Annotated in this window: 14 protein-coding genes; 6 read left to right on the top strand and 8 right to left on the bottom strand. The window is 71.2% G+C overall.

Going from position 1 to position 18,862, the window contains the following annotated elements:
- Positions 1–25 precede the first annotated feature (25 nt).
- The 4 genes from NZH93_RS42935 to macS are packed head-to-tail and all read right to left on the bottom strand — an operon-like array spanning position 26 to position 3,935.
- Positions 26–1,477, bottom strand: a complete 1,452-nt coding sequence (locus NZH93_RS42935; RefSeq protein WP_259629092.1) for an SDR family oxidoreductase — start codon at positions 1,475–1,477, stop codon at positions 26–28.
- A gap of 36 nt (positions 1,478–1,513) precedes the next feature.
- Positions 1,514–2,125 carry a DUF1707 SHOCT-like domain-containing protein gene (locus NZH93_RS42940; RefSeq protein WP_259629093.1) on the bottom strand — a complete coding sequence of 204 codons (612 nt, stop codon included), beginning with the start codon at positions 2,123–2,125 and terminating at the stop codon, positions 1,514–1,516.
- The gene (locus NZH93_RS42945) at positions 2,122–2,781 is read right to left on the bottom strand and encodes a response regulator (RefSeq protein ID WP_259629094.1); all 660 of its coding nucleotides are present in this window, start codon (positions 2,779–2,781) and stop codon (positions 2,122–2,124) included. The genes NZH93_RS42940 and NZH93_RS42945 overlap by 4 nt, the downstream gene beginning before the upstream one ends.
- Complete coding sequence (gene macS / locus NZH93_RS42950; RefSeq protein WP_259629095.1) at positions 2,778–3,935, bottom strand: MacS family sensor histidine kinase; 1,158 nt, start codon at positions 3,933–3,935, stop codon at positions 2,778–2,780. The genes NZH93_RS42945 and macS overlap by 4 nt, the downstream gene beginning before the upstream one ends.
- Before the next feature lie 163 nt (positions 3,936–4,098).
- Here macS and NZH93_RS42955 point away from each other — a divergent pair, with 163 nt between their 5' ends.
- From NZH93_RS42955 to NZH93_RS42965, 3 genes are all read left to right on the top strand, one after another.
- Positions 4,099–5,295 (top strand): diguanylate cyclase, encoded by a 1,197-nt coding sequence (locus NZH93_RS42955; RefSeq protein ID WP_259629096.1) that lies wholly within the window; start codon positions 4,099–4,101, stop codon positions 5,293–5,295.
- Positions 5,296–5,417: 122 nt separating this feature from the next.
- Positions 5,418–5,825: a YciI family protein gene (locus NZH93_RS42960; protein ID WP_259629097.1), complete on the top strand. Its 408-nt coding sequence runs from the start codon at positions 5,418–5,420 to the stop codon at positions 5,823–5,825.
- Between the two features lie 8 nt (positions 5,826–5,833).
- On the top strand, positions 5,834–6,979 hold the full coding sequence (locus tag NZH93_RS42965) for an RNA polymerase sigma factor (protein WP_259629131.1): 1,146 nt from the start codon (positions 5,834–5,836) through the stop codon (positions 6,977–6,979).
- Here the strand turns inward: NZH93_RS42965 and NZH93_RS42970 are convergent.
- Positions 6,969–8,147: an AI-2E family transporter gene (locus tag NZH93_RS42970; RefSeq protein ID WP_259629098.1), complete on the bottom strand. Its 1,179-nt coding sequence runs from the start codon at positions 8,145–8,147 to the stop codon at positions 6,969–6,971. The two genes, NZH93_RS42965 and NZH93_RS42970, sit on opposite strands and share 11 nt — an antisense overlap.
- A 76-nt stretch (positions 8,148–8,223) precedes the next feature.
- On the opposite strand from NZH93_RS42970, the gene NZH93_RS42975 reads away from it, so the two are divergent.
- The 3 genes from NZH93_RS42975 (at position 8,224) to NZH93_RS42985 (ending at position 14,202) form a co-directional block, all read left to right on the top strand.
- Positions 8,224–10,437: a translocation/assembly module TamB domain-containing protein gene (locus tag NZH93_RS42975; RefSeq protein ID WP_259629099.1), complete on the top strand. Its 2,214-nt coding sequence runs from the start codon at positions 8,224–8,226 to the stop codon at positions 10,435–10,437.
- Positions 10,438–10,570: 133 nt separating this feature from the next.
- On the top strand, positions 10,571–11,416 hold the full coding sequence (locus NZH93_RS42980) for a hypothetical protein (protein ID WP_259629100.1): 846 nt from the start codon (positions 10,571–10,573) through the stop codon (positions 11,414–11,416).
- 251 nt (positions 11,417–11,667) lie between these two features.
- Positions 11,668–14,202 (top strand): hypothetical protein, encoded by a 2,535-nt coding sequence (locus tag NZH93_RS42985; protein ID WP_259629101.1) that lies wholly within the window; start codon positions 11,668–11,670, stop codon positions 14,200–14,202.
- A 104-nt stretch (positions 14,203–14,306) separates the two neighbouring features.
- On the opposite strand, the gene NZH93_RS42990 is transcribed toward NZH93_RS42985, so the two are convergent.
- From NZH93_RS42990 to dnaB, 3 genes are all read right to left on the bottom strand, one after another.
- Entirely contained in the window at positions 14,307–15,149 is an 843-nt protein-coding gene (locus NZH93_RS42990; RefSeq protein ID WP_259629102.1) for a GGDEF domain-containing protein, read from the bottom strand.
- 131 nt (positions 15,150–15,280) lie between these two features.
- Positions 15,281–16,171, bottom strand: a complete 891-nt coding sequence (locus tag NZH93_RS42995) for an exonuclease domain-containing protein (RefSeq protein WP_259629103.1) — start codon at positions 16,169–16,171, stop codon at positions 15,281–15,283.
- A 372-nt stretch (positions 16,172–16,543) separates the two neighbouring features.
- Positions 16,544–18,634, bottom strand: coding sequence for a replicative DNA helicase (gene dnaB, locus NZH93_RS43000; protein WP_259629104.1), 2,091 nt, complete (start codon positions 18,632–18,634; stop codon positions 16,544–16,546).
- Positions 18,635–18,862: the final 228 nt, after the last annotated feature.

Consider the following 18,862-nt stretch of genomic DNA (forward strand, 5'->3'; position numbering starts at 1 on the left):
CATCAGGACTTCCTGCAATCCCTTGTTAGCCCTTCTTCACAAGGGCGGCGCGCGTGATGTTGCGGACCATGCCGCCGAAGACGACGCCGTGGAACGGCCAGACCAGCCACCAGTACACGTGCCCGGCCAGCCCCTTCGGCGCGAACACCGCGCGCTGCCGGTAAGTGGAACCTCCCCCGGCGGAAGGCGCCACCCGAAGTTCCAACCAGGCGAGCCCCGGCACCTTCATCTCCGCCCGCAGCCGCAGCAGCGAGCCGCGCTCGATCTCCTCGACCCGCCACCAGTCCAGCGCCTCGCCGACGTTCAGCCGTCTCGGGTCGCGCCTGCCGCGCCGCAGCCCGACACCGCCGACGGCCCGGTCCAACCAGCCGCGCACGGCCCAGGCCAGCGGGAACGAGTACCAGCCCGACTCGCCGCCGATGCCCTCGACGACCTCCCACAGGCGTTCCGGCGACGCCTCGGCGCGGACCTCGCGGTCGTCGGTGTAGATCGACCCGCCGGACCAGTCGGGGTCGCTCGGCAGCGGCTCCGCCGCCACACCGGGCGTGGAAGCACCCGACCAGCGGGTCTCCACGTCGCCGTCCTTCACCTTCGCCAGCGCCAGTTCGACGGCGCGGGTGTACCCGGTGGTCTCGCCCGGCAGCAGGTCGAGGATGTCGTGCTCGCGGCACACCACCTCGTGCACCAGCGACTCGATCAGCGGCGCCGCGATCGACCTCGGCACGGGCGTGACGACGTTGACCCAGTGCGACGACAGCCGGGGCGTGAGGAACGGGACCGGCAGCACCCGGCGCTTGGGCAGGCCCGCGACCCGCGCGTAGCCCATCATCATGTCCAGGTAGGTGAGGACGTCCGGGCCGCCGATGTCGAACGTCCGGTTCAGGTCCGCAGGCAGGTCGACGGCGTCGACCAGGTACCGCAGCACGTCCCGCACGGCGATCGGCTGGATCCGGTTGTGCACCCACTTCGGCGTGACCATCACCGGCAGCCGCTCGGTCAGGTACCGCAGCATCTCGAAGCTCGCCGACCCGGAGCCGATGATCACCGCGGCCTGGAGCACCACGGTGGGCACGCCGCTGTCCAGGAACGTCCGGCCGACCTCGGTCCGGGACGCGAGGTGCGGCGACAGCTCCACCCCGGTCGGGTGCAGCCCGCCCACGTACACGATCCGCCCGACGCCCGCCCGCTCGGCGGCCTCGGCCGTGTTCCTCGCGGCCCTGCGGTCGGCGTCGGCGAAGTCCGAGCCGTTCAGCGAGTGCACGAGGTAGTGGACGACGTCGACGTCGGCCATCGCGGGCCCGAGGGTCGGCGCGTCCAGCACGTCGCCGCGCACGACCTCGACCTGGTCGACCCACGGGACGTCCCGCAGCTTGCCGGGATCACGCACCAGGCAGCGGACGTCGTGGCCCTCCGCGAGCAGCCGGGGGACGAGTCTTCCGCCGAGATAGCCGGTCGCACCGGTCACGAGGCAACGCATCCCCCGATCCTGCGGCCGGGGGGCCGATCTCGCAGATCAGGCCTTGCGCACCCGGAACCCCGGCATCCGCACGAGGTACGGGCCGACGCGCACCATGCGGACCTGCTTGATGTGCACCGAGCCCGCGCGCACCGCGCCGGTCATCACGAAGTGCGGCCGACCGGACCCACCGGCCGTCTTGTCGGTCACGCTGCCCGCGGCCATCTCGATCTCCTCGGTGTTCGCGGTCGCGCCCTCGGGCAGCAGGATCGACACCGACCCGGCCGTCACGTCCAGCTCGATCGTCACCACCGCGTGCGGGATGTCCGCCTCGGAGAAGTCGAGGTCGGTGGACCCCATCCGGTTGCGCACGACCAGCTCGCGCGGCACCACCCACCTGCCCTTGCGGGACACCGTCGACATGGTGTTCTTGATCTCGACTCGGTCCCTCGGCGCGACGGCCTTGGGCGCCTGCGCGTTGTGCGTCATGCCGGGCAGGTCGACCAGCACCGCGTTCAGGTCGCCGCGGGTCTTCGCGACCAGCGCCACGTCGGTGCGGGAGGAGAACTCGTCCAACGTGATCAGGCCCTGGCCGATGGCCTTCTGGAGCAGGCCGATCACGTGTTCGCGCTCGGCGTCCGAGACCCTGAAGTCCTTCGGGTCGGTCATGTCTGGGCCTCCGGTTCGGCGTCGAGGCCGTGCTCGATCGCGTAACGGGCCAGCTCGACCCGGTTGTGCAGTTGGAGCTTCCGCAACGTCGACTGCACGTGGTTCTCCACAGTCCGGTGCGAGATCACCAGTCTGGTCGCGATCTGCCGCGCTGTCAGGCCTTTCGCCACAAGTCGGAGGACCTCGGTCTCCCGTTCGGTCAACTGCGGCCGGTCCTCCTCGTCGGGGGTCGCGGCCATTCGGCGGTACTCGCCGAGCACCAGCCCGGCCAGGCCCGCGGTGAACACCGCGTCGCCGACGGCGGTCCGGTTCACCGCGTCCACCAGTTCCTCCGCCGACGCGGACTTCACCAGGTAGCCCGAGGCGCCTGCTTTCACGGCTTGCAGCACGTCGTCGTGCTCGCCGCTGGCCGAGAGCACCAGCACCCTGGTCCCCGGCAGCTCGCCGGTGATCATCGCCGTGGCGTCGACGCCGGACAGCTCGCCGAGGTTGAGGTCCATCAGCACCACGTCCGGCCGCACCGCGCGGGCGATCCGCATCGCCGAGCCCGCGTCCGCCGCCGTCGCGACCACCTCGAAGCCGCGCTCCGCCAGATCCCTCGCCACGCCGTCGCGCCACAGCGGGTGGTCGTCGACCACCATCACCGAAACCGTCACCGGACTCCCCCTACTCGGAACACGCGCACTTCCCACTCCGTGCCCTCGCCGGGCCCCGTCTGGAGTTCGAGGGTGCCGCCCAGCAGCGCGACCCTCCCCCGGATCGACTTGGCGATCCCCATCCTGCCCTCGGCCTCGGCGGAGTCGATGCGGCCCTCGGGGATGCCGGGGCCGTCGTCGCGGATGCTCAGCACGACCTCTTCGCCCAGGTCCTCCAGCAGCACCCACGCCTTGGCGTCGACGCCCGCGTGCTTGTCCACGTTGGACAGCATTTCCCGGACCACCGACGTCAGCTCCAGCGCGACCACGGCGGGCAGCATCACCTGCGTGCCGGGGGTGGACACCTGCACCTTCTGGGTGGCGAGCAGTTGCAGCGCGGGCCGCAGGTCGGCGTCACCGTCCACTGTGGACTCAACGGGCGAGGCGGCGACCAGCGACCGCAGCGCCACCTCCTGCTCGCCCGCCAGCTCGGCCAGCTCGGCGGCCTCGCCACCCAGCTCCAGACCGCGCTTGCGCACCCGCGCCAGCACCTGGAGCACGCCGTCGTGGATGGACCGGGCCAGCCGCTCGCGCTCCGCCGTCGCCGCCTCGGTCCGCAGAGCCTGCGCCAGCCGCACCGCGGAGCGGCGGGCCGTCGACGAGGCCATGCCGACCACGAACCCGGCGCCCGCCAGCAGCACCACGTCCCGCACCAGGTCGATGGTCATCGCGCCGCGGATCAGGTAGGTGGACAGGCCGATGAGCCCGCCCGCCGCCGCGCCCGCGTACCGGCCGGCGAGCGCGCCCGCCGCCACCGCGGGGCCGCACGCCCAGATCGTGGTGATCAGCGGGACGTTCGCGAGGAGCTGCATCGGGGTCATGATCAGCACCGACGTGGCCATCAGCCCGCACGCCACCACCAGGTCCGCGACCACGATCCACGGCAGCCTGCCGGACTCCCGGCTGTACGCCTGGATCGTGAACACCGACCACGCCGCCATCACGCCGACGACCACCCACGCCAGCCACGGCCGGGCGTACCCGCTCGACTGGATGACCGCGTTGCCCAGCGCGAACAGGAAGGTCACTACGCGTAGAGCGACCGTTCCCCGCCACAGGTGCGCGACGGGGTCTTCGAGCACGGATGGCCCCTCGTCGTCCGACTTGATGTGCACGGTGTGCTCCCTTCGGACCCCATCCTGCCGTGCGGGAGTGGTGCAGCTAACCCCCAGGTGGACGTCTACTGCCTGTGAGAACGATGTGCAAGGCTTGCGGCCGAGTCTGGTGGCCCGTTGCCGGGTCACCACGTCGGCACTCCCACGGCGGGGGAGGGATGCGGTGCGCGACTGGCCCTTGTGGACGTTGCGCTGGCCCGCGCTCGTCTACTGGCTCGTGGTCGACTTCGCCGCGCTCGGCGTGGTCACCTTCGTGATCGTCGACACCCCGACCCCCACGCCGACGGACATCGGCCGGTTCGCCGCCGTCGCGGGCACGGCGGGCGCGGTGATCATCGGCAGCTCCATCTACAGCCACCGGCTCGGCGAGACCGAGCGCAACCCGTGGGCGGCGCACCTCTGCTACCTGACCGCCGGGATCATCGCGCTGCCGCCGAACCTGCTGGTGCTGCTGCTGTTCGGGCCCGCGCTGCACGGGGTGCTGACGCAGCGGCCCGAGTCGCACCGGTGGCTGTTCACGCTGTGCGCCACGGCGCTGGCCGTGTTCGCCACCCGGTTCGTGTTCGGCTGGAGCGAGCCGTCCGGCGAGCTGCCGATGATGTTCCTCGGGGCCGTCGTGCTGCTGCTGCTCCGGTCCGGGCTGATCGCGCTGGGGCTGCACCTGCGCCGTCCGACCGCGCCGCGCGAGGAGGTCGTCGGGGAGCCGATCGACGTCATCCTGGGGATCGTCGCGGTCAGCCTCGGCGGGCTGATGGGCTGCGTGGCCGCCACGATGGCCATCCACACGCTGATCGCCGGGCCGCCGATGGCGCTGCTGGAACGCGCGGCCCAGCTACCGCAGTGGCGGCGGTCGGCCCAGCGGGACGCCAAGACCGGGCTCTCCAACGCGGTGCACTGGGACAGCCAGGCGCGGGCCGAACTGGGCAAGGGGAGGTCGGACAACCGGTCCATGGCCGTGATGCTGATGGACCTCGACCACTTCAAGCGGGTCAACGACCAGGTCGGGCACCTCGCGGGCGACGCCGCGCTGGCGGCCATCGCGCTGCTGCTGAGCGCCACGACCCGGCGCGGTGACCTGGTGGGGCGCTTCGGCGGCGAGGAGTTCGTGGTGCTGCTGCCCGAGGCCTCGCCCGAGGTGGCGGAGGCCGTCGCGCAGCGGATGCGGCACGCGGTCGCCGGGCTCACCGTCCCCACCGTGGCCACCGACGGGCAGCAGCACGTGCTGTCCGGGCTGACCGTGAGCATCGGGGTCGCGACCACCGAGCGGTTCGGGTACGAGCTGCCGGACCTGCTGGTCGCGGCCGACGCGGCGCTGCTGGCCGCCAAGGGGTACGGGCGCAACCTGGTCGAGATGGCCTGAGCCACCCCCGCCAAAAAGTTTTCGAGGAACTTCCGCCGGTCGTGTCGAGAACCCCGACCCGGCTCCGTCCCCGCGGTGAAGGCGACCAAGATGGGGTCGCACCGGAACCGAGGAGAACCACGATGGCCAAGTACCTGCTGCTCAAGCACTACCGCGGCGCCCCGTCGGCAGTCAACGACGTCCCCATGGACAAGTGGACGCCGGACGAGGTCACGGCGCACATCCAGTACATGAACGACTTCGCGAAGCGGCTCGAGGGGACCGGCGAGTTCGTCGACGGCCAGGCGCTCGCGCCCGAGGGGACGTTCGTCCGGTACGACGGCGAGGGGCGCCCGCCGGTCACCGACGGCCCGTTCGCCGAGACCAAGGACCTCATCGCGGGGTGGATGGTGATCGACGTCGACAGCTACGAGCGCGCCGTCGAGCTGGCCGGGGAGCTGTCGGCCGCGCCGGGCGCGAACGGCGAACCGATCCACGAGTGGCTCGAACTGCGCCCGTTCCTGACCGCGCACCCCAACACCACCGAGTGACCTCCCCGATCGACGGGGCAGCGCTCCGGAGCCTCACACCGAGCGTGCTCGGGATCCTCGTCCGCCGCGGAGCAGACTTCGCGGCGGCCGAGGACGCCGTGCAGGACGCGCTGGTCGAGGCGGTCCGAGTGTGGCCGTCCGACCCGCCGCGGGACCCGAAGGGCTGGCTGGTCACCGCGGCCTGGCGCAAGTTCCTCGACGCGACCCGCGCGAACGCCGCCCGCCGACGGCGTGAGGACCTCGTCGACGAGGAACCGGTGCCGGGGCCCGCGTCGTCGGTGGACGACACGCTCCAGCTCTACTTCCTGTGCGCCCACCCGTCGTTGACGCCGTCGTCGGCGGTCGCGCTCACCTTGCGCGCCGTCGGCGGGCTGACCACCCGGCAGATCGCCCAGGCCTACCTGGTGCCCGAGGCGACCATGGCGCAGCGCATCAGCCGGGCCAAGCGCACCGTCTCCGGCGTGCGGTTCGACCAGCCCGGCGACGTCGCCACGGTGCTGCGCGTCCTCTACCTGGTGTTCAACGAGGGCTACTCCGGGGACGTCGACCTCGCCGCCGAGGCCGTCCGGCTCACCCGGCAGCTCGCGGCGGCGATCGACCACCCCGAGGTGGCGGGGCTGCTCGCCCTCATGCTGCTGCACCACGCCCGGCGCGCAGGCCGGACCGCGCCGGACGGCAGCCTGGTGCCGCTGGCCGAGCAGGACCGCGGTCGGTGGGACACCGGCGTGATCGCCGAGGGCGTCGAGGTCCTCCAGGCGGCGCTGGCCCGCGACCGGTTGGGCGAGTTCCAGGCCCAGGCCGCCATCGCGGCGCTGCACGCCGACGCGCCCACCGCGGCGGAGACGGACTGGCCGCAGATCGTCGAGTGGTACGACGAGCTGGCGGGCCTGACCGACAACCCGGTCGTCCGGCTCAACCGCGCGGTGGCCGTCGGGGAAGCCGACGGGCCGCGGGCCGGGCTGGCGGCGCTCGCGGAGCTGGACGACTCGCTGCCCAGGTACGCGGCGGTGGCGGCGTACCTGCGCGAACGGGACGGCGACCCGGTCGAGGCGGCGCGGTTGTACGTGGAGGCGGCGCGGAAGGCGTCCAACGTCGCCGAGCGCGACCACCTGACGCGGCAGGCGGCCCGGCTCAACGCCAGGTCTACTCCTTGAACTTCCGGACCTCGTCGTCGAAGTCCTCCACGCGGTCGCCGGACCCGTCCTCCGGGCCGGAGTCCTGCGGGGCGTGGACGTCCACCTCGGACGGTCTGACGTCCGCGTCGGAGTCCGACAGCAGGGAGCGGATGCCGGAGTTCAGCACGGCCAGCAGCGGCACGGCCAGCAGCGCGCCCGCGATGCCGCCGACGACCAGGCCCGCGGTGATCGCGAGGACCACGGCCAGCGGGTGCAGCTTCACCGCGCGGCCGAGCAGCAGCGGCTGGAGCACGTGGCTCTCGAGCTGCATCACGCCGATCAGGACGGCGAACACGATCAGCGCGGCGACCGGGCCGTTCGCCACGAGGGCGATCAGGACCGCCACCGCGCCGGTGATCACCGCGCCGATGATCGGGATGAACGCGCCGAGGAACACCAGCGCCGACAGCGGCACGACCAGCGGCACGCCGACCAGCCACAGGCCGATGCCCACGCCGACGGCGTCCACCACGGCCACCGCGGCCGTGGCGCGCACGTAGCTGACCAGGGAGGCGAAGCCGCGCCTGCCCGCGACGTCCGCGCGCGCCCGGACGTCGCGCGGCACGGCGCGCACGACGAAGCGCCAGATCCCGTCGCCGTCGTGCAGGAAGAAGATGAGGGTGAACAGGGCCAGCAGCAGGCCGGTCAGCAGCTCGCCGACGGTCGCCGCGGTGGTCAGCGCGCCCGAGGTGATCTCGGCCTGGTTCTCCTTGATCGTGTTGAGCGCGTTGTCCAGGTACTGCTGGAGCTGGACGTCGCTCAGGTGCAGCGGGCCGTCCTTGAGCCAGCCGCGGATCGTGTCGAGGCTCGCCGACACCTGCGTCTGGAGCTCCGGCAGGCCCTTGGAGAACTCGGTGATCACGAACGTGAGCACGCCGCCGACCACGGCGATGCCGCCGATCAGCACCAGGCCCGCCGCGAGGCCGCGCGGCACGCGCATCTGGACGAGGCTCGACACCATGGGCGACAGCAGCGCCGCCAGCAGCAGGGCGATGGCCACCGGGATCACGATGGTGGCCAGGAACGACACCACGTTGGCGACCACGTAGAGGGCCGCGACCACCGCGACGAACCGCCAGCTCAGCGCGGCGCTGACGCGCAGCAGCCTCGGCACGCGGTTGCTGATCTCCGATTCCGGTCCAGTCACGCTGGTCACCGTATCCCGCAGACCACTGGTCAGCACCGCAGTCGAGGTGATCAGATCTTGTCGGAGGGGGAGGTCGATGGACGACGAGTTGACCGAGGTGGAGCGCCGGGTGTGCTCGGCGTTCGCGTCCGGCACGCCGATCGACCTGTCCGCGGGCACCAAGGACAGGGCCGAGCGCACCGTCCGCGGGACCGTGCTGACCGACCTGCTCAACGGCGTGTACCGGGTGGCGGGCCCCGGTGTGCCCGCGCTGCGGCTCACCGGCGCGAACGTCGTGGGCCGGTTCGCGTTGGAGGGCGCCCGCCTGCGCACCGTGATCGACCTGCGGGAATGCGTGTTCGAGCAGCCGCCGGACCTGCGCATGGCGTACCTGGTCGGCCTGCGGATGCGCGGCTGCCGCGTGCCCGGCCTGTGGGCGCGCAACCTCCGGGTCGCCAGCGACCTCGTGCTGGAGGCCGGGTTCACCAGCGACGGCGTGGTCGACCTGACCGACGCGACCGTCAACGGCACGCTGCGGCTCGCGGGCGCGGTGCTGCGCAGTCGCGGAGATCACGCCCTGCTCGCCGCGCGCGTCCGCGTGTCCGGCTCGATCCAGGCCATCGCGCTGCGGGCGAACGGCGAGGTGCGGCTGCGCGGCGCGAACGTCGGCGGCAGCGTCCACCTCGGCGGCGCGCGGCTGGTGAACCCCGCGCAGGACGCGCTGGAGGCCACGGGCATCGTCATCGCGGGCAACCTGTTCTGCGACGCCGAGGGCGGCCGGTTCACCGCCGAGGGCAGGGTGCTGCTCGACGGCGCCCGCGTCGGCGGCGACGTCATCTTCTCCGGCGCGCGGCTGCGGTCCACCGTCGCCGTCGACCGGCCGGTGCTGGTGATCCCGCGCGGCACGGCCGACGAGGCCGCGGCGCTCGTCGCCGACCGGATCAAGGTCGACGGCAACGTCGAGCTGGACGACGGGTTCACCTCGTCCGGCGCGGTCCGGCTGCCGAACGCCGACATCGGCGGCTACCTCCGGATGTCCGGCGCGGTCATCGGCCAGCCGGACGTGCTCGAAGAGCTGGAGGACCTGACCGGCGTCGTCGTGCACCGCATCCCGGTCGCGCTGCACGCCGACGGCATCCAGGTGCGCGGCGACGTGGAGGCCCGCGGCGCGGTCAACGGCGGGTTCACGGGTGACGGCGCGCACGAGTCGGCGCTGCGCGCCTACGGGCAGGTGCGGCTGGTCGACGCGCACGTGCGCGGCAGCATGAGCCTGTCCGGCGTGCAGCTCAACGGGCCGGGCATCGACGTCCTGTTCGCCGACCGGCTCCGCGTCGGCGGCACCCTGTTCCTGCGCGACCTCCGGGCCAAGGGCTCGGTGCGGCTCCAGAACGCGCACATCGGCTCCACGCTCGACTGCTCGGGCGCGAAGCTGACCCACCCGCGCCGCCGCGCGGACGGCACGGTGAAGCCGTCGCTGGACGCCCGCGTCTCCAGCATCGGCAAGGACCTCCTGTGCAGCTTCGGCTTCCAGGCGGACGGCGGTGTGCGGATCCGGCTGGCCGAGGTCAGCAAGATGGCGACGTTCGCGGGCGCCAACCTGGGCGGGCCGGGCAGCGACATCGCGCTCAACGCGTACGGCCTCCAGGTGCACCAGTTGGTGCTGCGGCTCTCCGACAAGCAGGTCCCGGTCGGCCGCGTGGTGCTGACCAGGGTCAGGGCGACGTCGGTGTCGGACGGGCCGGGGCTGTGGGCGGCGACCGGCGGCGTCGACGTGGAGGACTTCAGCTTCGACTCGATCTCCGCGTCGCCGGAGGTCGACGTGCGCACCCGGCTGCGGTGGCTGCGGGAGGTGCAGCCGGACTTCGCGCCCGGCCCGTACGAGCAGTTGGCGGCGGTCTACCGGGACGGCGGCGAGGAGGAGTTGGCGCAGCACGTGCAGTTGGAGAAGCAGCACCGGCGCTACTCCGAGCTGGGCAGGGCGGGCCAGGTCTGGGGGTTCCTCCAGCGGTGGACGGTCGGCTACGGCTACCGGCCGTGGCTGGCCATCGCGTGGCTCGGCGTGTTCTGGCTCGGCGGGGCGCTCTGGTTCAACTGGCACGAGATGGTCAGGCTCAACTCCGACGAGGACCCGGTGTGGAACGCCTGGCTGCTGGCGGTGGACCTGCTGATCCCCATCGTCGACCTGGGCCAGGACGGGAAGTGGCAGTTCGTCGGGGCGTCGCAGTGGATCTCCAGCGTGCTGATCGCGGTCGGCTGGATCCTCGCCTCGACGGCGGCGGCGGGCGCGGCGCGGGTGCTCAAGCGGATCTGACGCGCGGTGGATCAGTCACACGATGTGACGAATCATCACGCTGAGACGTGCGGTGCTCCCGTTCTTCCTGGCACGCTCACGACGTCGACTTGACCACTGCGGTCGACGACCCAGTCAAGGTGGAGGTACCCAGTTGTCTGCTGCGGACCAGCGAGCGGGGATGGGGGCGCGCCGTGTTCGGCGTGCCTTCAGCCGTGCTCTCCTGGTCCTCGGCGGCGCGGTGGCAGGCACTGCCGCCGCCTGGGTGCTCTCCACGGCAACGGCGGCCGCCGAGGCGCCGGGCCTAGACGTGGTGACGGCGGTGACCGCCCAGGCGCCGCAGCACTCGCTCACCGAGCTGCTGCCCGCCCCGGTGAGCACCGCGGTCGCCCCGGTGGTCGCGCCGGTCACCCAGACCGTGGCTGAGGTCGATCAGGCACTGCGCGTCGAGCAGGAGAAGGCGCGCGCTGCCACCACCCCGAGCATCGACGCCGTCGCAGGCCAACTCCGCGACGGCCTCGACGGGGTGGGGTCCTGGATCGCGCCGCGTTGGGCGGAAGTCCTCAACCCCGACGCGCCGCTCCCGGTCGGCGGGACCGCGAACACCGTGCCCGAGGCGTCCTCCCCGATCGGCGACAGCGTCGCCCCGGTTTCGGTGGGCACGCCCGTCGTGGAGGCCTCGGCCACGCCGTACTCGCGGTTCGACGACCAGTGGGCGCAGCAGTCCTCTCCCCCGCGCACCGCGCCGGGTGACGACTCGCGCCCCGCTTTCCCCGGAGACCGCTCTCCGGTGCCGTTCGCCCCGTTCGTCCCGCCGGTCAACGTGCCGGTGCACTGCTCTTGCGGTGGCGACGGTTCCGGTTCGGCGGGCAGCAACAACTCGGCCGCTCAGGCCGCGTTCGTCAACGCCTACGACTCCGCTGTGGCTCGGGCGCTCAAGCCCACCACCGAGCGGATCTCCGTGCTTCCGGGAAAGCAGCCCGGCAGCACCCCTGACTGATCTGAGCGCGCGGTCCTAGCAGCGTCCCACGCTGCCTAGGTAATCGACCGGCGCGCTCTTGTTCTGCGCTCCTTTGTTGGTCGAGATGCCCGCGCCTCCAGCCGTCCTCGATCTGGGTGGCCCGCCTTCGACGCCCTCGCGTCCGGCCATCCGCCTCATCCCCCCGCAAGGGAACAAAGGAAAAAGGAGTCTCAATGCAGACCTGGGCAAAGCGCGGAATCCAGTCCGCGCTTGTGACTGGTGGTTTGCTGATGCTCGGAACGGGCATCGCTTCTGCCCAGGAGAACGTCAACCCCGACACTCCGCCGTCGACCATCGACGGCGCGGTCGCGGTGCCGCTCGACATCGAGCAGAACTCGTTCAGCTTCCCCGAGGTCCAGTACTACCTGCCCGAGTTCCACGACGGCGCGGAGTCGGACCTGTACAACGGCACGAACCCGCTGTTCCGCCAGCCGGGTGACCGCGTCGAAACGAAGTACGCCACCCGCGGCACCGCCACCCCCGACTCGGGTGCGCGGAGCCTGGACACGTCGACCGGCTCCCCGAAGGCCGTCGACGCCGACTCGGTTCCGACGAACTGGGCACCGTCCGCGGCCGACGGCGGCACCACCCCCGCGTGGGCGCAGCCCAGCGGCAACCCCGCCACCGCGGCGACCGCGACCAACCCCGCCGCGGGAGTCTCCGCGAACCCGGTCCAGACGTCCGGGTTCGCCCCCGACAAGCCCCAGACGCTGGCGGGTGTCGTGGGCGGCGCACTGCCTGTCCCGCTGGCCGGTGACGCGGCGGCGGCGCTCGGTGACACGGCGATCGAGCAGGTCAACGACGTGGCCGCCGACGCGGCCGACGGTCAGTCGAGCGGTGACGGGTCGGAGCTCGTCGCCAACCCCCTCCAGCTCTCGCCGGAGGAGGAGGTCGAGGACGTCGTCTCGGGCGACGCCGTCCAGGACCCCACCGAGACCTTCAGCCTGGTCGGCGAGATCGCCGAGCCGGTGACCAGCGCGGCGGACGAGAGGGTCGCCGAGACCGACGCCCCGCTGACCGTCGACGACGGCACCACGACGCTGTCGGGCAGCATCTTCGAGGTCCCGACCTCGAACCCCACGCAGGTGTTGGACAACGCCTCGTCGAACGTCGAGTCCGCGGTGGACTCCACGCCCGACGAGGCCGAGATCAGCGACGGCGTCGAGAGCGCCGCCGCGGAGGACGCGATGCCGATCCTGGAAGCGTCGATCGCCCAGGCCTTCGAAGCGCTCGTCGCGGGCGGCGAGGCAGCGGGCGGGTACAGCTCGATCCCCGGTGGTGACCTCACGACCATCACCGACGGCGCGGCCGACGCCCCGCTGTCCGGCGACCTGGTCGAAGCCCCGGCCGACCTCGACGCGCGGGCACTGGGCGACCCGGTGCCCGCCGAGACCCTGAACACCGGCGACGTCACCGCGAGCGACGTCACGGCCCCGGTCCAGTCCGCCGTGCAGGTCTACGACGTGCCGGGCAACGTGCTGGGCGACTCGCTCACCAACGTCTACACCAGGGCTCCTCAGCTCACGCCCGAGGAGACCGAGGCGGCCAACCTGGCGCGCGGTGTGCAGATCCCGAAGAGCATCGACAGCCTGCTCGAATCGACCGACCTGCCCGGCCTGAGCGGTCTCGGCAGGTTGCCGATCCAGCGCGACACGCTGGCGCCCCGCAACCTCCAGCAGGCGGAGGTCGCCCAGTTCCCGGAGATCCCGTTCTCCACGATGCGGGGCGGCGTGCCGGTGCCGTCCGACGTGCTCGACTCCGTGCTCCGCACCGCCACCGCCAAGGCCGTCCAGTTGACGGCCGAGGAGACCGAGGCGGCCAACCTGGCCCGTGGCGTGCAGATCGCGAAGAGCATCGACAGCCTGCTCGAATCGACCGATGTGCCCAACCTGACCGCGTTCGAGGTCCCCGCTCCGCGCGGTCCTCTGAGCCCCCGAGTGGAGGCCACGATTCCCGACGCCCCGACGGTGAACGGCGTGCCCGTGCCGGTCGGCCAGACCGCGGGCCAGGCGTCCGACGGTGTCAACCAGACCGCCGGTGGCGTGAACGAGGTTTCCGGTGGCGTCGGCCAGGTGTCCGGTGGCACGGGCAAGCTCGCCCGCGGCATCGGCGAGGCCGACCTGTCCCCGTCGACCCCGCCTTCCGGCCAGTCGATCAGCACCCGCGGTGTGTCCATGACCGGTGACGCCCTGCCCGTCACGCCCCAGTTCGCGGTCGACCGCGCGTCGGACGCCGCGGCGCTGACCAAGATGGGGCTGCCGACCGGCAGCTACTTCGAGAAGGTCTCCGACACGACCGGATCCGACCCGGCGGGTCAGGCCGAGCGTGCGGCCAACACCCTGTCCGACACCGCGGCCTCGGTCGCGCCCGCCGTGCCGAACCAGCACGTCAACCTGACCGAGGAGCGTTCCTTCAGCGGCTCGCTGCCCGCCGAGGGCGACGCGGGCTTCGGCACGGTCCCGGTCCTCAAGAGCCTGATCCCGCTCGGCTCGTCCGGTCGCAACCTGACCTCGACGCCGCGGCTCCCGGTGACGGCCCCGGCCGCGCCCGCCGTCGTGCCCGCGGTGCCGGTGTCGCAGCCGCGCGCGATGTCCAGCGGCGTCCCGCTGGAGGACATCAAGCTCAACCCGACGAGCAGCTACGCCGACGTCCCGATCATCCCGGTCGGGCAGCGCAACTTCCCGGCCTCGGCTCTCGCAGGCCTGGACACCAGGACGATGTTCGGTTCGCTGGACGACACCGTCCAGTTCGAGCGCGTCAAGTGATCGACGTCAAGTGATCGCCGTCGAGTGATCGACTGAGTCCTCCTCGGAGGAAGACCTGGGCCCCCGGCGCACTCGCGTCGGGGGCCCAGGCCCGTTTCCGGGGGTCATCCGCGCAGCCGTTCCTCCACGTTCGCGATGACCGAGTGCATCGGGGCGGCGCCGTCGCTGGTCACCCAGCAGACCCGCACACCGGGCCGGACGCGGGTGTGGGCCATCCGCACGGCCCGGCCCGCCAGTTCGCGCACGCGTTCCGCGACCGCCTCGCCCGACCCGCACGGGTGCTCGGCGATGACGGCGAACTCGTCGCCCCCGTACCTGGCCACGGTGTAGTCCTCCCGCAGGCCTTCCCGCAGGCGGCCACCGATGGTGGTCAGCAGTTCGTCGCCCCGGTGGAAACCGTGCTCCGCGTTGACCCCGGCCAGGTGGTGCACGTCGACCAGCACGAGCGTCACCACCGTTCCGTGGGTGCGCGCCCTGGCCAGGGCCTGGTCGAGCCGGTCGTGCAGGAGAGCCCGACCGGGCAGGCCGGTCAACGGGTCCACCAGCCCCCGGCTGTGCGGCACGTCCGTGTGCACCGGCTGGAGGAACGCCACCACCCGCGACTCGCCGCGCACCTCCAGCGGATGGCACTCGGCCCAGAGTTGGACGTGCGGCAGCCCGGCCCGCACGACGGCGACCGGCAGCGTCAGCACGGACCCGGTCCGCAGCACCTGCGACGCGATCTCCCGCCGGTTCGGCAGCGGCGCCCCGGAGTCGTCCCGCACGGACCACCCCAGCGGGCGGTGGCCCGACACCAGTTCCTCGGAGCGCAACCCCAGCAGATCAGCGGCCAACCGATTTCCCGCCAGCACGTCCCCGAGCGCGTCCATCAGCACGACGCCGACGGGCAACTCGGCGATCAAGTCGTCCCACACCGGGCGGGTGGGGGCTGTCTGCGCGGTACGCATGGGGCTCGTGCCTCCCGCTGGCTGCCATGGCCTGTTCGTGAAGAGCTTCCCCGCAGGTAGCAGCCATTTCAATAGGCCCAATGACACCCAGTTCGGTGATCTTTTGGTCCTGGACGCAGGGGTGTGAGGCGTTAGGTCAACCGGGTGAGCATGGAGTCGAAGGCCTGTTCGGTCACGATGGGTATCTCGTAGGCGCGGGCTCGGCGGGCCTTGCTGGACAGGGTGAAGGGGTCGGCGGCGACGAGGACCCTTGTTGCTTTGGTGACGTAGCCCTGGATGACGCGTAGGCCTGCGGCTGATGCGCGGTCGATCCAGACGTCTCGTGGGGATGACATCTGGCCGGTGAAGACGACCGTGTCGCCTCGGGTCAGGGGGATTGTTGTGGTGGTGATCGGGGGGAGGGTGGCTGGTTGGCCTCGGCGGACGGGGAGGGCGGTGGGGGCTGCGGATGTCGGCCACGGGTCGTTGGTGGCCGAGTTGATCAGGTGTTGCCAGGGGGTGGGGTGGCCCGCTGTGCGGAGGTAGGTGGTGAAGAGGTGTGCTGCGGCTTGGGCGTCGTGCAGTGCCGAGTGGGCGTTGTGCGGTGGGATTCCGGCGGCGTCGCAGCAGGCCTGTAGGGATCGGCCGGTGCGGTGGGGGAGGTACTGGTCGGACAGGCGCATCGTGCACAGGCCGGTGGTGGGCCAGTCGATGCCGAGTCTGCCGAATTCCGCTGAGAGGAAGCGGGCGTCGAAGCTGAGGTTGTGGGCCACTAGTACGCGGTTGCGGAGTTGGGCGGCCAGGGCTCCGCTGATCTCGGCGAAGGTGGGGGCGTGCCAGATCTCGGCCGCGGTGATGTGGTGGATGTGTTGGGGGCCCAGGTCGCGGGCCGGGTTGATCAGCGTGCACCACTCGTTGGTGATGGTGCCGGTTTCGTCCAGGTGGACGACGGCTACTTCGACGATCCGATCTCGGCCGCGGGCTGCGAAGCCGGTCGTTTCGGTGTCCACGACCGCGTATCCAACACCCACCAGGTGATCCACTCCGCCGATGACGATGCCGATGACGATACCGATGACGATCTTCGGAATGTACTCGGATGATCTCGGTGGGGTGGGGGTGGGTTGGGGGGCCGGTTGGGTGCCGGGGGTGCGTTGGTGGGGTGGCCGATTTGACTTGGGGCCCCTAGATTTGCCCCTTGGTCGGACGAAAACGGCGGGGAGGTGAAGCCGCCGTCCGACTCGAGTTTAAGGGGCAAATCCCCCAAGTAAAATCGGCCACGGTTGCGTAGGCGGCGTGGCGGATCGTAGGTGGTTGGTGGGTCCGGCTGCCGGATTCGTAAGTGGTCGCTGGTCCGGCTGCCGGTTTGGTGGTGGTCGCTGGGTGGCTGCCGGTTTGGTGAGTGGTCGCCGGTTCTACGTGTGTGCTAGGTCGGTGAAGCGGCTGTAGTGGAGTTGGTGGGCCACCACGATTGTTGCTGTGGGGCCTGCGCGGTGTTTGGCGATGATGAGGTCTGCTTCGCCTGCTCGTGGGTCGTCTCGTTCCCAGGCGTCTGGGCGGTTGATCATGATGACCATGTCCGCGTCCTGTTCCAGGGAGCCTGATTCGCGGAGGTCCGAGAGCATTGGCTTCTTGTCGGTTCGTTGTTCCGGGCCGCGGTTGAGCTGGCTGATGGCGATTACCGGTACCTCCAGCTCCTTGGCGATGAGCTTGAGGTTTCGGGAGAACTCGGAGACTTCCTGCTGGCGTGATTCGGTGCGTTTGCCGGATGACATGAGCTGGAGGTAGTCGACCACCACTAGCTTGAGGTCGTGGCGTTGTTTTAGGCGCCTTGCCTTGGCTCGGATTTCCATCATGGTGAGGTTTGGTGAGTCGTCCACGAAGATGGGGGCTTCGCTGATCTCGCTCATGCGCCTGGCCAGGCGGGTCCAGTCGTCGTCGCTCATGCGGCCACCGCGCATGTCGCCCAGGCGGATCTTGGCTTCTGCGGAGAGCATGCGCATGACGATTTCGGTGCGGCTCATTTCCAGCGAGAAGATGGCGCTGGTCAGGCCGTGCTTGATGGAGCACGACCTGGCGAAGTCCAAGCCCAGGGTGGAGTTGTGCGTGGGGATCATGGTTGGGCCGGCCAGGTACATGTGGTCGTGGTTGTCGACCTCCACGCAGCGCACGGGGATGCTCGTCGTTTGGCGGATGGTGGTGATGTCGACGCGGTCGCCGCCCATGGTTCGCAGCAGTTCGGCGATGTCCCTTGCCAGGCGGACGAATCGTGTTCCCGAGTGGCCTTCTGCCAGTAGGGCGTTCAGCAGTTCCTGGCGCTGTGCGCGGCTCGCGCGCAGGTATTCGACGGGGATGTGCGGGTCGTCGGCGAGGCCGAGGTCCTTGGCGGTGTGGATCTCGTCGTCCGACAGTTCGTCCGACACGGGGCCCAGTTCGCCGACGCCCGCCAGGAACACGCCGAGTGCGCGAGGGGGCAGTGGCAGGGTGGCGGGGGGCAGGTGCCAGCCGGAGGACAGGCGGACTGAGTGTCGGGCGGTGCTGCGGTGGAGTTGTTCGGTGGTGCGGATCGCCCAGAAGCCGCCGGTGGCGCTGCGCGACTCGGTCAGCCACTGGTGCTGCGCGTCGGCGGTGATCACGGTGCCGTCGCTGAACTCCACGTCGAAGCACGGGCGGTCGGTCATGACCTCGGTGGCGGCGACGACCCTGGTGGGCCTGCCGTCGGCGCCCAGCAGGCGGTCGCCGACGCGCACGTCGCCCATGGTCGTCCAGCCGGTCGGCGTGGGCAGCGGGGTGTCGAGCGCCAGCGCCTTGCCGACACCGGGGCGGGCCGCGACGATGATCATCTGGCCGGGGTGCAGGCCGTTGGTCAGCTCGTCGAGGTCGGCGAAGCCGGTCGGGATGCCGCTGGAGTTGCCGCCGCGGGAGGCGATGGCGTCGATCTCGTCCATGGTCGGCTGGAGCAGGTCTTCGAGTGCGACGTAGTCCTCGGTCGTGCGGCGGTCGGTCACCTCGTAGATGGCGGCCTGGGCGCGGTCGACGACCTCGTCCACGTCGGCGCCCTCGGCACCGTTGTAACCGAGCTGCACGATGCGCGTGCCCGCCTCGACGAGCCTGCGGAGGACGGCCTTCTCGGCCACGATCTCCGCGTAGTACCCGGCGTTGGCCGCCGTCGGCACGGTCGCGATCAGCGTGTGCAGGTACGGGGCGCCGCCGACGCGCAGCAGCTCGCCCCGGCGCTCCAGCTCCGCGGACACGGTGATCGGGTCGGCGGGCTCGCCGCGGCCGTACAGGTCGAGGATGCAGTCGTACACGGCCTGGTGCGCGGGACGGTAGAAGTCCGTCGGCGCGAGCGCTTCGATGACGTCGGCGATGGCGTCCTTGCTCAGCAGCATGCCGCCCAGGACCGACTGCTCCGCGGCCAGGTCCTGTGGGGGCTGCCGTTCGAAGCTGGGTTCGGCCATCCCTCGGTCGTCCACCAGCGCCACCGCGCCCTCACCTCCACGCATCGAGCTGTCCAAGGTCCGTTGTACCCCGAGGCACCGACAATTCCTCGCAGCACGGGCTGCAACTCACAGCGAGCACCGGGGTGTGCCACGGACGCTAGAGCCACCCGACTGGAGCAAGCAAACCTGCCTGTGGACAAGTCGGTGGACAGGTTGTGGATGAATCGCGGTATCTGACCACACAGGGTCGAGAAGGTGGGGGCAACCTGTGCACAACTTGGTGTGTGACAG

The organism is Umezawaea endophytica, assembly GCF_025061645.1.
Taxonomy (GTDB): Bacteria; Actinomycetota; Actinomycetes; order Mycobacteriales; family Pseudonocardiaceae; genus Umezawaea; species Umezawaea endophytica.

What these genes read in the sequence shown, in the direction of transcription:
- NZH93_RS42935 (WP_259629092.1), bottom strand. Translation starts at nt 1,477, where the DNA reads ATGCGTTGCCTCGTGACCGGTGCGACCGGCTATCTCGGCGGAAGACTC.
- NZH93_RS42940 (WP_259629093.1), bottom strand. Translation starts at nt 2,125, where the DNA reads ATGACCGACCCGAAGGACTTCAGGGTCTCGGACGCCGAGCGCGAACAC.
- NZH93_RS42960 (WP_259629097.1), top strand. Translation starts at nt 5,418, where the DNA reads ATGGCCAAGTACCTGCTGCTCAAGCACTACCGCGGCGCCCCGTCGGCA.
- NZH93_RS42975 (WP_259629099.1), top strand. Translation starts at nt 8,224, where the DNA reads ATGGACGACGAGTTGACCGAGGTGGAGCGCCGGGTGTGCTCGGCGTTC.
- NZH93_RS42985 (WP_259629101.1), top strand. Translation starts at nt 11,668, where the DNA reads ATGCTCGGAACGGGCATCGCTTCTGCCCAGGAGAACGTCAACCCCGAC.
- NZH93_RS42990 (WP_259629102.1), bottom strand. Translation starts at nt 15,149, where the DNA reads ATGCGTACCGCGCAGACAGCCCCCACCCGCCCGGTGTGGGACGACTTG.
- dnaB (WP_259629104.1), bottom strand. Translation starts at nt 18,634, where the DNA reads ATGCGTGGAGGTGAGGGCGCGGTGGCGCTGGTGGACGACCGAGGGATG.